Origin of the sequence: Paenibacillus sp. FSL M8-0334 (genome assembly GCF_038000405.1) — a bacterium.
Classification (GTDB): domain Bacteria; phylum Bacillota; class Bacilli; order Paenibacillales; family Paenibacillaceae; genus Paenibacillus_AQ; species Paenibacillus_AQ campinasensis.
On record NZ_JBBOCH010000002.1, the window covers coordinates 939362 to 954205 of the forward strand.

Annotated in this window: 15 protein-coding genes; 13 read left to right on the top strand and 2 right to left on the bottom strand. The window is 50.7% G+C overall.

Annotation, left to right across the window (positions count from 1 at the left end; translation table 11 throughout):
- The first annotated feature begins 183 nt into the window (after positions 1-183).
- The 5 genes from MKX64_RS18435 to MKX64_RS18455 are packed head-to-tail and all read left to right on the top strand — an operon-like array spanning position 184 to position 3082.
- On the top strand, positions 184-810 hold the full coding sequence (locus MKX64_RS18435) for a TetR/AcrR family transcriptional regulator (protein ID WP_341036945.1): 627 nt from the start codon (positions 184-186) through the stop codon (positions 808-810).
- Entirely contained in the window at positions 803-1657 is an 855-nt protein-coding gene (locus MKX64_RS18440; protein WP_341036946.1) for an ABC transporter ATP-binding protein, read from the top strand. Before MKX64_RS18435 ends, MKX64_RS18440 begins: the two co-directional genes overlap by 8 nt.
- The gene (locus MKX64_RS18445) at positions 1654-1824 is read left to right on the top strand and encodes a hypothetical protein (protein WP_341036947.1); all 171 of its coding nucleotides are present in this window, start codon (positions 1654-1656) and stop codon (positions 1822-1824) included. The genes MKX64_RS18440 and MKX64_RS18445 overlap by 4 nt, the downstream gene beginning before the upstream one ends.
- Positions 1821-2360, top strand: a complete 540-nt coding sequence (locus MKX64_RS18450) for a fluoroquinolone export ABC transporter permease subunit (RefSeq protein WP_341036948.1) — start codon at positions 1821-1823, stop codon at positions 2358-2360. Before MKX64_RS18445 ends, MKX64_RS18450 begins: the two co-directional genes overlap by 4 nt.
- Positions 2357-3082 carry a hypothetical protein gene (locus MKX64_RS18455; protein WP_341036950.1) on the top strand — a complete coding sequence of 242 codons (726 nt, stop codon included), beginning with the start codon at positions 2357-2359 and terminating at the stop codon, positions 3080-3082. The genes MKX64_RS18450 and MKX64_RS18455 overlap by 4 nt, the downstream gene beginning before the upstream one ends.
- A 41-nt stretch (positions 3083-3123) precedes the next feature.
- On the opposite strand, the gene MKX64_RS18460 is transcribed toward MKX64_RS18455, so the two are convergent.
- Together MKX64_RS18460 and MKX64_RS18465 are read right to left on the bottom strand one after the other, a co-directional pair.
- Positions 3124-4053 carry a S66 peptidase family protein gene (locus MKX64_RS18460; RefSeq protein ID WP_095264143.1) on the bottom strand — a complete coding sequence of 310 codons (930 nt, stop codon included), beginning with the start codon at positions 4051-4053 and terminating at the stop codon, positions 3124-3126.
- A gap of 191 nt (positions 4054-4244) precedes the next feature.
- The gene (locus MKX64_RS18465; RefSeq protein ID WP_095264144.1) at positions 4245-4955 is read right to left on the bottom strand and encodes a GntR family transcriptional regulator; all 711 of its coding nucleotides are present in this window, start codon (positions 4953-4955) and stop codon (positions 4245-4247) included.
- 253 nt (positions 4956-5208) lie between these two features.
- Between MKX64_RS18465 and MKX64_RS18470 the strand changes: the two genes are divergently transcribed.
- From MKX64_RS18470 to MKX64_RS18505, 8 genes are all read left to right on the top strand, one after another.
- Positions 5209-6183 (top strand): SIS domain-containing protein, encoded by a 975-nt coding sequence (locus MKX64_RS18470; RefSeq protein WP_095264146.1) that lies wholly within the window; start codon positions 5209-5211, stop codon positions 6181-6183.
- Positions 6184-6197: 14 nt separating this feature from the next.
- Positions 6198-7067, top strand: a complete 870-nt coding sequence (locus tag MKX64_RS18475) for a fructoselysine 6-kinase (RefSeq protein ID WP_095264148.1) — start codon at positions 6198-6200, stop codon at positions 7065-7067.
- Between the two features lie 48 nt (positions 7068-7115).
- Positions 7116-8435 carry an anaerobic C4-dicarboxylate transporter gene (locus MKX64_RS18480; RefSeq protein ID WP_341036953.1) on the top strand — a complete coding sequence of 440 codons (1320 nt, stop codon included), beginning with the start codon at positions 7116-7118 and terminating at the stop codon, positions 8433-8435.
- A gap of 25 nt (positions 8436-8460) precedes the next feature.
- Positions 8461-9297, top strand: coding sequence for a sugar phosphate isomerase/epimerase family protein (locus MKX64_RS18485; protein ID WP_341036955.1), 837 nt, complete (start codon positions 8461-8463; stop codon positions 9295-9297).
- A 19-nt stretch (positions 9298-9316) separates the two neighbouring features.
- Positions 9317-9730, top strand: coding sequence for a cupin (locus MKX64_RS18490; RefSeq protein ID WP_341036958.1), 414 nt, complete (start codon positions 9317-9319; stop codon positions 9728-9730).
- Between the two features lie 191 nt (positions 9731-9921).
- Complete coding sequence (locus MKX64_RS18495) at positions 9922-11463, top strand: response regulator (protein WP_341036959.1); 1542 nt, start codon at positions 9922-9924, stop codon at positions 11461-11463.
- Between the two features lie 23 nt (positions 11464-11486).
- Entirely contained in the window at positions 11487-13298 is a 1812-nt protein-coding gene (locus MKX64_RS18500; protein WP_341036961.1) for a sensor histidine kinase, read from the top strand.
- Positions 13298-14836, top strand: coding sequence for a response regulator transcription factor (locus MKX64_RS18505; RefSeq protein WP_341036964.1), 1539 nt, complete (start codon positions 13298-13300; stop codon positions 14834-14836). The genes MKX64_RS18500 and MKX64_RS18505 overlap by 1 nt, the downstream gene beginning before the upstream one ends.
- Positions 14837-14844 lie beyond the last annotated feature (8 nt).

Consider the following 14844-nt stretch of genomic DNA (forward strand, 5'->3'; position numbering starts at 1 on the left):
GGGTTGGTGTTGGTGTTGGTGTTGGTGTTGGTGGGGGTTCTGGTTGGGATTTCTGGCTGGGATTCTTGGCCAAAAAGAATCACCTTTTGGCGCATTATGGTTGACGATGTAATCATACTGGTTTAATCTGTGAATATATAATAAATTTATTCACATAATCATTTTTTTGAGAAGAGGTCGGGTATGCCCAGAAAATTTAATGAGCAGGAGAAGCAATGGATTCGGCAAAAGTTGATGGAGGAGGGCAAACGCAGCTTCGAGGCTCGAGGACTCCGGAAAACGAGTGTGGAGGATCTGACCAAAGCGACGGGCATCTCCCAAGGGGCTTTCTATCTGTTTTTCGCTTCCAAGGAAGAGCTGTTCTATGAGCTGCTGCTGGCGGAGGAGGCGCTGATTCGCGAGCAGCTGCTGGAATGGGCCGAGGCTGGGGACGTCACGAAGGCGAGCATTCGGCGATTTATTAGCGAATCGTTCAGACTGATGTCAGAGAACGCCCTCATTCGGACGATGTATTTCCAGGGCGAGCTGCAGCGACTTGTTCGAAAACTCCCGCCGGAGAAATTGGAACAGAACTTCGCGGAGGATCAGGACGCGCTTCAGCATGTCGTCCGTAAATGGCAGGCGGCCGGGATTTTACGCAAAGAAAGGCCGGAGCTGATCGTCAGCATGTTCCGTTCGCTGGTGCTGCTGTCCCTGCACAAGCAGGAGATTGGAGAAATGATCTACGACGAGACGACGGAGCTGCTTGTGCGATTAATTGTGGACGGGATGTATGCGAGCCGGGAAGAAGAGGGGCTGAGCCATGATTGAAGTGAAGGGGCTGGAGTACGCATATCCGGGGGCGGCGAGAAAGACGCTCCACGGTCTTGATTTTCACATCGGTCGTGGAGAAATATTCGGGTTCCTCGGTCCGTCAGGTTCCGGCAAAAGCACAACACAGAAGATTCTGATCGGTGTTCTCAAAGGATATGCCGGAAGCGTGCAGGTGTTAGGACAGGAGCTTCGCCGCATAAGCCCTGATTATTATGAACGTATTGGTGTCGGGTTTGAGTTTCCTAACTTCTATGCCAAGTTCACTGTCATGGAGAATCTCAATCTGTTCCGGTCGCTCTATTCCGTTCCCACCGAGGATCCGGGTCGTCTTCTGGAACGGGTAGGACTTGGGGACGCCGCCAACTTCAAAGTGTCCCAGCTGTCGAAAGGCATGAAAATGCGGCTTAATTTTTGCCGGGCCATCCTGCATCGCCCGCAAGTGCTGTTTCTGGATGAGCCGACGAGCGGACTTGATCCTGTGAATGCCAGGCTCATGAAGGACTTGATTCTGGAGATGAAGGCACAAGGGACGACGGTGCTGATCACCACGCATCATATGCAGGCCGCCGAAGAGCTTTGCGACCGGGTGGCTTTTATCGTGGACGGACAGATCAAGCTGATCGATTCCCCGCGTCAGCTGATGCTCAGGCAAGGGAGTAAGACGGTCCGCGTCGAGTACCGCAAGGGTGAGGAGCTCGCAGCTGAAGAATTCGAGCTTGATGGCATCGGGGGCAACGCTGCCTTTTTGCAGCTGATCAACCGCTACCCGGTGGAGACGATGCACTCTCAGGAAGCGACGCTGGAGCAGATTTTTATGGACACAACGGGGAGAAGCCTGACATGAGAGCGATGAACGCATTGATCTACGATATCCGCTTTCAGTTCCGGCATGGTTTTTATGCCGTGTATGTGCTGGTGAGCGCTTTATATGTGCTGCTGCTTTATTATGTATCGCCCGATTATAAGGAGAGGACAGCACTGCTTTTTCCGATCCTGGGGCAATTGGCTTGATTCTTGCCGGCGGAATCGTGCTGCTTGAGAAGGATCAAGGCGTGCATGATAGCCTATTTGTGACGCCCCTGCGATTACATGAATATTTGCTTGCCAAGGCTTTGTCCATCGCAGCGATTTCGACGGTCTCAGCATGGGGGATTCAAGTGTGTGCCATCGGCCTGCCAGCAGCTCCCGTTCCATTCACATTAGGCGTGCTGCTGACGTCTGCATTGTTTACGCTGTTGTCCATTGGGATCGTGGCGCGAGCGCGCAGCATGAACGGGTTTATCTGGCTGTCACAGCTGTACTCGCTGCCGCTGGCCGTACCGCTGCTCGGCCTGTTCCAGATTGGATCTTCTTCGCTATACCGGATTTTTCCTACGCAAGGCTCACTTGTGCTGCTGGGTGCGGCTCATGAACAGGTAATGATCGAGGAATATCTGTATGCGCTGGTTGTATTATCGATGGGCGTCGCCGCAGCGTATGGCTGGGCATACCGGTCGTTTGAACGGCGGGTATTGGCGCGGATTGGAAAAGGAGCGGACCTAACATGATGAACGCCCGGGCGCTGTTGAGAAACGATATTCGGCAAATGTTGAAAGATCCGATGCTGCTGGCCAGTGTAATTGGACCGCTGGCTGTGTTTGTTTTTGTACGCTATCTATTTCGACCGCTTTCCGTATGGGTAGAAGGACGCTATGCCTTCGATCTAATGTCGCATGCCGAATTCGCCGCGATGTTGTTGCTGACGGTCATTCCGCTGCTGGCCGGTGTGATGACCGGACTGTTGATGCTGGATGAACGCGATGAGAATCTGATTGCTTATTTCGCAGTAACACCGCTAACGCGCAAAGGATATTACCGTTATCGGCTGCTCCTGCCGAGTGGGCTCGCATGTCTGATGTCGGCGGTGTATTTGTTCTTTGGCGGCATCGCCGATGTGCGTGTTGAGATGCTGTATCCTCTGCTGTTGACATCAGCTGAGGCACCTTGCATCGCTTTGTTTCTGGCCGCGTTCGCTGCGAATAAGGTGGAGGGACTTGCGCTGTCCAAGCTGTGCGGACTGCTGTTTGTTGGACCTGTCCTGGTCTTCTTCGTACCGGGCCCCTGGCAGGCGGTTGGCATCATCCTCCCGACGTACTGGCCATCGGAGAGCTATCTGCAGGCAGCCTCCGGGGAGTCGGGGTTGGCAGCGGTGACGTTTGGCATCGGGGCTGCCTATCATATGCTGCTTCTCTATATAGCGGATCGCGCATTTGCGAAGCGGATGGATTAGCTACAGGAATCAGGCGGTGATATCGCAGCGGCAAATTGTCCTCAAGTTGTTGCACTGACGGTAGGCTCGACGATGGTAATCGTATTGTTGATGGTATCGAGATTAACGGTTGCCCCAATCGGCAATGCAGCTTTATACAAGCCGTGTCCGGTGGCCAGGTTCGTCATCAGCGGCTTGCCGAGAGGAACGAGGAACTCATTGATGACATCTTCATACGAAGTGCCGTAAGCGGCCAGGCAGCCCGTGCATTCACCCATCATAATGCCGATGCAGTCCTCGAACTTCCCGGCAAGCTTCAGATCATTCAAGTATCTGTAGACCGTATTGGTCGGCTCATGAGTGTCTTCAAGCACCAGGATTTTCCCGCGGGTATCGATCTCATAAGGAGTGCCGAGCGTATCGACAAAGGAGGTCAGATTACCGCCCACCAGCGGACCGGTCACATTGCCTGCCACCCGGCTAATCAGCGGCATCCCCGGCGGGTTCTCGATCATTCTCGTCATGGTGTAGAGGGAAGTCGCGGCAAAAAACTGATCAAAATTGTAAGCCGGCGTTTCCGGCTTGAAATCAATCAGCAGGAGACTGTGGAATGTGACTAAATCGGCATATTGATGGAGCGCGTTTAACAGCACCGTAATATCACTGTAGCCGGTCACGATTTTCGGGGATTGTCGGATCACTTGAAAATCGAGATACGGGAGAATGCCGGCTACACCTGTTCCGCCTCGCGTGGGCAGAATCATGTTCACCCGCTCGTCCTGAAACATCATCATCAGGTCAGAGGCCCGCTGCTGATCGGTACCGGCAAGAAACCCGTTTTGCGCATATACATATTGCCCGAGCACCACGTTGAACCCCATCGCCCTCACATTTTCGATCCGTGCATCAATCGTGCTTGCATCAAGCGGACTGCCCAGGGTGACGATTCCTATCGTGTCTCCGGGCTGTAACATTGGCGGTCGTATCGGCATGGCCTTATTTTCCTCCCTTGATATTTAGAGAAGTTATAGTCATACCGATTATATTGGCAGAGTCCTTTGTGCAGTACACAAAAAGCGCGAAGGAACATACACGGAAATCATGGAAGGCCCCAGTCATTTCCTCCTTAGAACAAATCCATCCTTTAAGGGCCCGCTTGTCCCAAGGTATAACCCTAAGGGCCTCATACAATCAGCTCAAACCGATCCCCTAATATCAATTGCTTCGAGCGATGAATTTTCTTGCCGTCCGGACTGGAGACGGTGCTTCGTATGCAGAGGAGCGGGTGACCCTCTTCAATATTCAAGTAAGTCGCTACATCAAACGAAGCGTATTCCATCACGATATATTTTCGCGATATGCCAAAGGCAATTTTGTATTTATCTCTTAGAATTTCGTACAGAGATTTGTGATTCAAATCCTCCTGCAGCAAGAAGGAATAAGACGAAGGCAGGCGTGTATACTCGACGGATACCGGGACATCGTCCGCATATCGGATTCTTTCAATATTGATGATTTTATCCCCAGGTTGTAACCCCAGATGTTCTTGATCTGCTATCGTTGCATCTTCAATGACCGATTTAATCACTTTAGCGCCAGGCTTCTTATTTTGCAGTCTGCAGGTATCGCTAAAACCAATGGTCTCCGCTACATTTTTCTTGATTCTGTCCTTCGTAATGAATGTACCTTTCCCTGGAATACGAACCAGGTAACCTTCAGAAGTCAGCGAATCCAAGGCAGCCCGGACCGTGACGCGGCTTACGTTATTGCTCTCGCTTAACTCGAGCTCCGTCGGGAGTTTGTCTCCCGGCTTCAGGACACCCGAATGAATGGATTCCAAAATTTTATCTTGAAGCTGTTTATATAAAGGGGCGGATTCAGAATGATCGACCATCAGTATTACCTCCGAACAATGTCATGTATTATATTGTTTTATTTTGATGTTTCTATTTTATAACAAAATGTACAATATGTGAACAGCACATACTGCGGTCGCATCGAGCTTTCGCGATCATCTCCATCAAAAAAAGAAAAAAACGCTATTGCTTCATGTATTACTTTGTGTTATTCTTTGTACGAAACATTCCAATACAAATCACCGGTGATTTTGTTGGATACAACATATGTATCATACAAAGGAGAAGAATATGGAAATAAAAGAAATTATCGAAAAAATTGTATCGGATAAAAAAGATGTGGGCGGTATTAAACAAGTATACTACGCAGCTTGTGGAGGTTCTTACGGCGCGTTTTATCCTGCAAAGACGTTTCTTGAGACCGAAGCAACTGAGATTAAAGTAGGGCTGTACAACAGCAATGAGTTTGTGCATAACACGCCTAGAGCCTTCGGAGAGAATTCGGTGCTCGTTGTCGCATCGCACAAGGGGAATACACCCGAAACGGTTAAAGCAGCGGAGATTGGCAAAAAAGCGGGAGTTCCAGTTATTGCGCTAACTTGGATCACCGATTCCCCGATTGCAGAGCATGCGGATTATGTCGTTAAGTATACCTTTGGCGAGGGCAAGGATATCGCTGGAGAGAAAACCATTAAAGCCCTGTTGACTGCGGTCGAGATTCTGAATCAAACTGAAGGATACACTCATTATGATACATTCATGGATGGCGTAGCCAAAATCGACCACATCGTTAAAAACGCTTGCAAGCATGTTGAAAAACGCGCGCTTACGTTCGCGAAAAATCACAAGGATGATAAAGTGATTTATACGATGGGAAGCGGTGCAGGCTTTGGAGCGGCTTATATGGAGAGCATTTGCATCTTCATGGAAATGCAGTGGATTAACTCGGCCAGCATTCATTCGGGTGAATTTTTCCACGGACCGTTTGAAATTACGGACGCCGAAATACCGTTTGTCCTTCAAATTTCCGAAGGCAGCACCAGAGCTCTGGATGAACGGGCGCTTCGTTTCCTGAACCGCTATGCCAAGCGAGTGGAAATATTGGACGCGAAGGATCTGGGTTTATCTACCATTGATAGCTCTGTGGTCGATTATTTCAACCATTCCTTGTTCAACAATGTATATCCGGTATACAACCAAGCACTGGCCATTGAAAGAGAGCACCCGCTTACGACACGCAGATATATGTGGAAGGTTGAGTATTAAAGAGGGGATATCTTATGACACAATACAAGGTTATCGGCATTGGCGACAATGTCGTAGATAAATATGTCCACCAGGGAATGATGTACCCTGGTGGAAATGCTCTGAATTTTAGCGCGTATGCCCGAATGAACGAGATGGAGTCAGCGTATTTGGGCAAATTCGGAAACGATCGAGTCGCTCAATACATTCAGCAGGTGTTGGATGAATTGGAGATCGAACATTCCCGAAGCCGGATCTTTGAAGGAGAGAACGGATATGCGCGGGTCACGCTGGAAGAGGGAGACCGCGTGTTTCTCGGCTCGAACAAAGGCGGGATTGCCAAGGAGAGAGCATGGGACTTCTCAGAAGAGGATCTGGAATATATTCGACAATTTTCTGTGATCCATACCAGTCTAAACAGCTATATCGAGCAGGATCTGGCGATTCTAAGGAAGTGTCAAATCCCTATTTCCTATGACTTTTCGGTCCGCTGGAATGATGATTATTTGCAGCAAGTATGCCCTTATGTGGATATTTCATTTCTATCCTGCAGCCATTTGTCCGAGAAGGAACGGGAACAGGAGATGAGGAAGGCACAGCAGCTTGGCTCGACAATGGTGATTGGAACGGTTGGAGAAAACGGCTCCTACGCCCTTTATAAGGATCACTGGATCTACCAGCCGGCAGTGCTGACGGATACGGTGGATACGATGGGAGCAGGGGATTCCTATTTAACTGCATTTATTGTAGAGATGATCAGAGCCTCACGGGACGGACAGATTCTCTCCGGCCAGGACGATGAGATGCTGGACAAGATCAAAGCAAGCATGGAGAAGGGCTCCATATTTGCTGCGAAGATATGCCGGGTTCATGGCGCCTTCGGCTATGGAACCCCAATGATATAATGTTGCATCGGCTGCGTGTAAGCGCATTCAATAGGAGGTGGAATACTCGTGTTTTGGTTTCAACTGCTCATTATTATGATCCTGATATACTTCGGCGCTAGAAAAGGCGATGTGTTTATGGGGCTGCTTGGCGGAGTTGGGGTGGCGATGTTTGTCTTCATCTTTAATGTCCAGCCATCTGCGCCTCCCATTGATGTCATGCTGATCATTCTAGCGGTGGTGCTGGCGGCTTCCGCACTGCAATCCTCCGGAGGCCTTCAATTCCTCGTTCATATAGCGGAGAAAATGCTGAAGAAATCCCCTAAAAATATCACCATTATAGCGCCTGTCATATCCTGGTTGTTTACTTTTTTGTCGGGAACGGGACATGTTGTCTACAGTTTACTGCCGATTATGAATGAGCTCGCCATTGATAACAAAATCAGACCGGAGCGGCCGATTTCAAACAGCATCATTGCTTCCCAGCAGGCCATTACATGCTCGCCGGTTTCCGCAGCAACCGCAGCGATGATCGGTTTTATGGCTCCGCTTGGCGTTGGTCTCGGCACGATTCTGGCGATTGCAATCCCCGCCACGCTGTTGGGTGTATTGACCAGTGCGATACTCACAATCCGAAAAGGGAAAGAACTGGCGGATGACCCTGAGTATTTGCGGAGATTGGCGGAGGGATTAATCGTAAAACCGGAAACGCAACAAGCCGAGAGTAAGAAAGCTTCCAAAGGAGCGAAGTCTTCGGTTGCAATATTCTTACTGGGAGTTCTTTTGATTGTGATCATGGGCATGTTTACAGAGCTGCGTCCATCCTGGGGGCAGGGCGAAGAAACCGTCATTTTATCGATGCCATACACGATCGAAATGATCATGCTGGTATGCGCCACATTAATTATTATCTTTGGACGTCCGGTGATTGAAACGATTCTGAACGGACCGATATTCAGGGCTGGGGCGTTGGCGATGGTATGTGCCTTTGGACTGGCTTGGATGAGCAGCACCTTCATCAATGGACAAACCGATTTCATCCAGGAGCATGTAACCTCCATTGTACACGGACACCCGTGGACGCTGGCCGTGATCATGTTTATCGTGGCCGCTTTAACGACAAGTCAAGGAGCCACAACGTTAATTATGGTGCCGATTGCGATCGCATTGGACCTGCCTCCGTACATTATTATCGGGGCTTGGATGGCGGTGAATGCCAACTACTTCCTGCCGGTTGCATCCCAGTGTCTAGCTGCTATTTCCTTCGACACGGCGGGCACGACGAAAATTGGACGCTTTGTGCTCAATCACAGCTTTATGATTCCTGGACTGATTAATACACTCATATCCGTGACCGTGGCTACTTTGATTGGAAGCGCTTTAATATGAGAGGCGAGGAAAGGAGAGCTCCCGCATGATTCAGTTATCACAGGTCGCAGCTGCGAATTATCACTACAAACGATACTCCCTGGACTACTTTTTGGACTCCGTCACGCGGCTCGGATTTCTTAATATTGAATTATGGGCATCTGGGCCGCATTTTCATCTGGACTATTTTACACCACAAGACGTAAAGGCGCTTCAGCATAAAATCAAAGAGAGAGGGCTAAAGGTCATCTGTTTAACGCCTGAACAGCATGTATATCCGGTAAGTATCAGTCATCCGGATCCGGAATACCGCAAAAGAAGCGTGGCGTTTTTCCAGAGACATATTGAAGCTGCTGCACTTCTGGAATGTGACAAAGTCCTGGTGACAACCGGAATCGCTTATTTGGATGCCGACGAGAATGAAGCCTGGAAATGGTGTCAGGAATCTCTGAGCGAGATTTGCAAAACCGCTGAGAAGGAGGGAGTCCTTCTTCCTATGGAAGCATTCACTTTCTATTCCACGCACGTGTTCAACCGAGCAGCGCACATTGCTAAGATGATACGCGAGGTTGGCAGCCCGAATTTGAAAGGGCTTGCGGATACGGATGTGATGGCGACCACGGGCAAGGATACTATCCACGATTTCATCAGGGAACTGGGCGATGATTTAAGCCATGTACATTTTGTTGACGGCAATCCCGGAGGGCATCTTGTGCCTGGTGAAGGCAAGTTAGACATGGATGAAGTGTTGAAGGCGCTTAATGAAATCGACTATAAGGGATACCTGGGGTTGGAACTGCTGGACCGAAGATATATTTTGGAGCCGGAAATAGCGATGAGGGACGCGCGAGCCTGGTTCGCGGAGCGCTTAGGAGAACATTAGGAGAAGGAGTGAGGCACCAATGAAAGCGGACATCTATGCACATGAAGGACAAGGGATTCAGTGCGTTTATAGAAACGAGAAGTGGCTGGTATGCATTAAGAACTGGAAACCGGACAACGATATCAACGGGCTGTACCGCTTGGAAGTTCACCGTGAAACTGATGAGCAATTCATCTTGGTTCATGGCCAAGCGATCCTCATTGTTGCAGATCGTAAGGATAATCAATTCGATATCGAACTGATCAGAATGGAAGCAGGCAAAGTGTATAATGTGCCTCAGGACATCTGGTTCTATACGATCATGGAGAAAGATGCAATCATGATGTATGTCCAGGATGCCAATACCACAGAAGAAAACAGTGAGTACTGCAATTTGAGCGAAGCTGAGTTAGCTTATATCAGAGCCAGAGCTCGTGAAATTTTGAATACGTAAGTAACTCGTAGGGCCGATTCCTGAAGAAGGGATCGGCTTTTTTTATTGATTTTATATAACACTAGCGTAATCCGATATGCTAGCATAATATTATGATTACGCTTACATTGGTGACGAGAAGGCAATATGGAGGACGAGAAAAGGGTCATTGGTATATCAGTTCAGGCATGTTAAAAAGGAGGGGTGCAGCAATGCTGCAGGTGCTTCTGGTGGATGATGAGCCGTGGGTGCTTGAAGGGCTGCGGTCCATGGTGAACTGGCAAAGACACGGATTCGAGGTATGCGCGGAGGCGATGGACGGCTCCAGTGCGATGATGATGATAACCAAGCTGCGGCCGGATCTGGTGCTGACGGATATTCGCATGCCGGCTGTCAGCGGATTGGAGATGATTGAGCAGGCCCGGCGTACGATTGCCAAGCCTCCCCAATTTATCATTTTGAGCGGGTATGATGATTTTGAGTATGCCAAGATCGCGATGCGAAACCGGGTGGCTGATTATTTGCTCAAGCCGATTGATGAAGAGGAGATTGAGCTTGTGCTGGCCCGCATCAGCCAGCGAATAACCGAGGACCGCATCACCGCACAGCTCTGGTCTCATCAGCAATCGCTTGTGATCAACCATATGCTGAACCGGCTGGTTCAGGGCGAGAGCGATGAAGGGCTGGAGAAGGAAGCGGCAGCACTTCTTAAATGGCAGGAGGACACCGAGGTGCGATGTGTGTTGGTGGAGGCCAGTCCGCATTTGCACAGCCTGCTGCCGGCCATACAAAGGAGCCTGTCGTCTGCGGGGCGAACTTTTCAGGATAGCAGAAACCGGATTGGCATCGTTGTAAGTGCGGCTGACATGGCAAAATCGCAACTGGAGGAGCTGCTGGAGCAGATATGCCAGGAGTATTCCACTCCTGAACAGCAGGTGGTGCTGGCGGTGAGCGAGCGGGCGCACGGCTTGCGTTCTATCCGAAAGCTGTACAGACAGGCGCTGGACATTTGCACAGCCAAACAAAGTGAAGGGAAATCGGGGGTATATTGGCACTGTGCCCGCAGTGTCAGCGACGGAACGGAAGGCGGAGCGAAATACGGGGTGAAGCAGCTGTTGACTCAGATCGCGGCAGGACAATCGGATGGTATGAAGGCTGCGGCGGAAGAGATCTTTGCAGCGCTTGCGCGGAGCAGGTCGGGAATTCCGGCGGTTATCGCGTTCATTGCCAATCTGGAGCTGGAGCTGTGCCGTTACATCGTTCGCTCCGGCGGCGATGCGGATCTGTTCATGCAGCAGATGCGGGAGGGAGGCGGAGCATTGGCGGAACTGGAGGACTATGCAGCTCTCAAGGCGTATATGCTCCGGCTGTGTGCGGAAGCGGCCGACCTGTTCGTCCGATTGCAGCACGAGCATGAGCAGAACACGATACGGCAGGTGATTCAGTATGTGGATGAACAGTTTCGCTCGAAGCTGAAGCTGCGCGGTCTGGCTGACAGGTTCCATATGAACCCGGCTTATTTGGGGCAAGCGTTCAAGAAGCAGACCGGGATGCCTTTCAACGACTACATTAACACCAAGCGGGTGGAGGAAGCGAAGCGGCTGCTAAAGCGATCGCAGTTGAAAATATCCGATGTCGCCCGTCAGGTTGGATATTCCAACACCGATTATTTTATAAGCAAGTTCAAACAGGCTACCGGCGTGCTGCCCTCGGTATACAAGCAGCATGACGGGACGGGCAAACCGGCGGATTGAGCCATAGCGGGGGCGGTGTACAGATGCGCAGAAGATTCAGGCTGCGGGGATGGATTAATGATATTCCGTTAAGGTACAAGTTTTTGCTCGTTTTCCTGGTCGGGGTACTGCTGCCGATTCTGGTGATTCATATTCTGCTGATGGACCGGATGTCCGGTTTCATCATGGAGCGGGAGCAGCAGAACCTGGATATTTCGATGGAGCGGGCTCGAAAGGATATTTACGATTTTATCGAGGGCGGCGTGGCCGTCAGCCATGCGCTCAACACGGATAAGGCACTATATGAGATGCTGGACCGAACCTACACTGGCCCGATCGATTTTTACGACACGTTTGACGAGAAGCTTCGGAATCGGGTAGCAAGCTACATCCCGGTGAATCGCCAAATTTTAAGAATCGGAATCTTTACCGACAATCCGACCATTGTGCCGGGCGGAAACTACTATGTCATTGATGACGAGGTGAAGAACAGCGAGTGGTACCGGCTGTGGAGAGCATCGGAGCATCCGGTCACGGTCGCTTCATACCAGGCAGCGCAGACGAACGACCGAACACAGACGGTGCCGTTCCTAAGTGTGATTGAGCAGATGGACTATTATGATTCCTATAGCAGATACAACAAGGTGCTGCGGATTGATATTGATCTTGGCATCATCTATGAAGTCATTGCCCGTGAGCGAAATTATTTGGATTTATATTTGATCAACGAGCAGGATGAAATCATTATGTCCGTAGCAGGCTACCGCAAGGCAGGAGCGGAAGGGTATCCCAAATTTGAATTTACAGAGGACCATCTGCAGCAGGGGGCCGAGATCGTGTCGATTGGCAGCGCCCGATACGTCAAAGGCTGGCGTCTGATCGGAATTCCGCAAGGAGCAAGGGTGGCTAATGCGATGTTCGAAATGCGGCTGTATGTCGGTCTGCTGGCCATTGCGGTGACGCTGATTGCATCGATTTTTATCTATGTGCTCCTCCGATCGTACCACTACCGGGTGAAGCGATTGTCCCGACATATGCACAAGGTGACCAATGAGAAGTTCGACCTGATCGAGATCGATGAGGGACGTGATGAGATCGGCGGGGTGATCCGCAATTTCAACCGGATGACCACGAGGATCAACTCGCTCATCAACAATGTATACAAACTGGAGATCCAGAAGAAAAGCCTGGAGATGGAGCGGGTGCGGGCAGAGCTGAACTTTCTGCAAAGCCAGATGAATCCGCATTTTCTGTTCAACACGCTGAATGCCATTCTGGTGGTCTGCACGAAGCATCAATATACGGAAGTGACGGATATCATTAAGAGTCTGTCCAAGCTGCTGCGCCGTTTGCTGCAGTGGAAGGAGGATCTGGTCACGCTTGAGGAAGAGATGATGTTCATCGAAATGTATTTGAAAATCGAGAAGTTCCGTTTCCGGGACAAATTTGAGTACGAGTTCGACATCGACGAGAAGGCGCTGGGCTACAAAATTCCGAAGATGAGCATCCAGCCGCTGGTGGAGAACGCCTGCAAGCACGGGATTCAAACGGTCAAGTCGATGGGACTGATCAGGGTTACAGCTTCGGTGGCGGATGCCATGCTGCGCATCGTCATCTCTGATAACGGCAAAGGCATTGAGCCGGAGAAGCTGCGGGAGATGCTGATATCGATGCGCAGTGAAAATGCGCATGGCAACAGCGTTGGCATTCGCAATGTGTACCGCAGACTTGAGCTGTATTATAACGATCAGGTTCGTTTTGACATTCGAAGCAGTCTGAATGAAGGAACCCATGTCTCCTTCGACATTCCGCTTCAGCTGCTGGACAATCCGGATTCGAATCAGGGGGAACTCTAATGGGAAACACGGTGTTCAAAGTGCTGTTGATTGACGATGAGCCCGGAGCACTGGAAGGGATGCAGCTGTGGATTGATTGGGCAAAGCTCGGGTATGAAGTATGCGGTAGCTGCGAAAATGGTGTGGAAGGTCTCAAGCTGATGGAGCAGCTGCGGCCCGAACTCGTCATTACGGATGTCCGTATGCCCTTGATGGACGGACTAGAGCTGATCGAGGCGTGGAGGCAACGAGGGGGCTGGCCGGTCCGGTTTGCCATCGTCAGCGGGTACAGCGAATTTCAATACGCGCAGAAGGCGTTACGCTTTGGCGTCTCCCACTACTTTCTCAAGCCGATTGATGAGGAAAGTGTGTCGGAGGAGCTGAGAGGGATTTACAAGGAACTGCTGGGCGAACAGGAACGTCAGCGCATCCACCGCATCGCCTCCTATGAAGAAGCGGTGACCGCGATTGAGAGCCTGCTCTATCCCCAGTATGCGTCTGCGGAGAAGCAGAGAGTCATTGATCGCCTCTCCGAGCTGTGTGAGGCATGGAATGTGTGTCTGATCCAGGCGGATGCACAGAGACGAATGGAGCTCAAGGAGCGTCTGCTGTTCGCTCCCCATGATCCGAGGGCATCGTACTGGATTGATCTGGATAACACCGGATCGGCTCTTGTGTTCGGGTATGCCCCGAATGAAGACGGGCCGGACGGCATAGGCCGCATTCAGCGACTGGCGAGTGTGGCCGGCAGCTCGCGGGAATTCATCGGATTAGGAAGGGGCACGCCTTCCCTGCGCGGGATTGAAGCCAGCTACCGCGAGGCGAAGGAGTTGCTGCAGCTTCAGTTTTATGAATACGTGCATACCGGAATCAAGCGGCGCAGCGCTGTACAGCTGCGAGCCTTCAACTATCGCTACGACCAGGTCAGTCAGGCGGACCGCATCATCACCGCGCTTCAGCTGCTCGATAAATCCGGCTTCGAGGAAGCGGTGTGGGCTGCGGCGCGGCATTTCCGCGATGAATGGGTTGCGCCCGAGATTGTCATCCATTTTGTGGCCCATTTGTTTTTCCAGATCAGTGAGCTGGTTAAAGAGATGCCGGACGCAGCTGAACGTCTTCTGGAGAAATACAATCCGTCCCGCATCCCGGGCCAGGCGGTAATGATGGATGATTTGATCGATCAGCTGCGTGCATTCGGATTTGAATGCATCGATCTGCTGCTTGAGGAGAACATTCGTGTCTCCCAAGGAATCATTCACGACATCAACCAATATATCCGGGCCCATTACCGCGAAGGCTTGACCATTAAGAAGCTGGCGGAGATCTTTTACCTGCACCCGGTGTATCTGGGGCAATTGCTCATGAAGAAGAATGGTGTCGGATTTAACGAGTGGGTGCATAACCTCCGGATTGAGGAGGCCACCCGGCTGCTTCGGCTTAACCAGTATAAAAACAGCGAAATCGCGGAACAGGTAGGCTATGTGAATTACAGCCAGTTCCTGAAACAATTCGAGAAACGATTGGGAATGTCCCCTAATGAATACAAAAACAGGAACTAAAGTTTTTA

Coding starts and splice junctions, on each gene's coding strand:
- MKX64_RS18435 (WP_341036945.1), top strand. CDS start 184: ATGCCCAGAAAATTTAATGAGCAGGAGAAGCAATGGATTCGGCAAAAG.
- MKX64_RS18440 (WP_341036946.1), top strand. CDS start 803: ATGATTGAAGTGAAGGGGCTGGAGTACGCATATCCGGGGGCGGCGAGA.
- MKX64_RS18445 (WP_341036947.1), top strand. CDS start 1,654: ATGAGAGCGATGAACGCATTGATCTACGATATCCGCTTTCAGTTCCGG.
- MKX64_RS18455 (WP_341036950.1), top strand. CDS start 2,357: ATGATGAACGCCCGGGCGCTGTTGAGAAACGATATTCGGCAAATGTTG.
- MKX64_RS18460 (WP_095264143.1), bottom strand. CDS start 4,053: ATGCCGATACGACCGCCAATGTTACAGCCCGGAGACACGATAGGAATC.
- MKX64_RS18465 (WP_095264144.1), bottom strand. CDS start 4,955: ATGGTCGATCATTCTGAATCCGCCCCTTTATATAAACAGCTTCAAGAT.
- MKX64_RS18470 (WP_095264146.1), top strand. CDS start 5,209: ATGGAAATAAAAGAAATTATCGAAAAAATTGTATCGGATAAAAAAGAT.
- MKX64_RS18475 (WP_095264148.1), top strand. CDS start 6,198: ATGACACAATACAAGGTTATCGGCATTGGCGACAATGTCGTAGATAAA.
- MKX64_RS18485 (WP_341036955.1), top strand. CDS start 8,461: ATGATTCAGTTATCACAGGTCGCAGCTGCGAATTATCACTACAAACGA.
- MKX64_RS18490 (WP_341036958.1), top strand. CDS start 9,317: ATGAAAGCGGACATCTATGCACATGAAGGACAAGGGATTCAGTGCGTT.
- MKX64_RS18495 (WP_341036959.1), top strand. CDS start 9,922: ATGCTGCAGGTGCTTCTGGTGGATGATGAGCCGTGGGTGCTTGAAGGG.
- MKX64_RS18500 (WP_341036961.1), top strand. CDS start 11,487: ATGCGCAGAAGATTCAGGCTGCGGGGATGGATTAATGATATTCCGTTA.
- MKX64_RS18505 (WP_341036964.1), top strand. CDS start 13,298: ATGGGAAACACGGTGTTCAAAGTGCTGTTGATTGACGATGAGCCCGGA.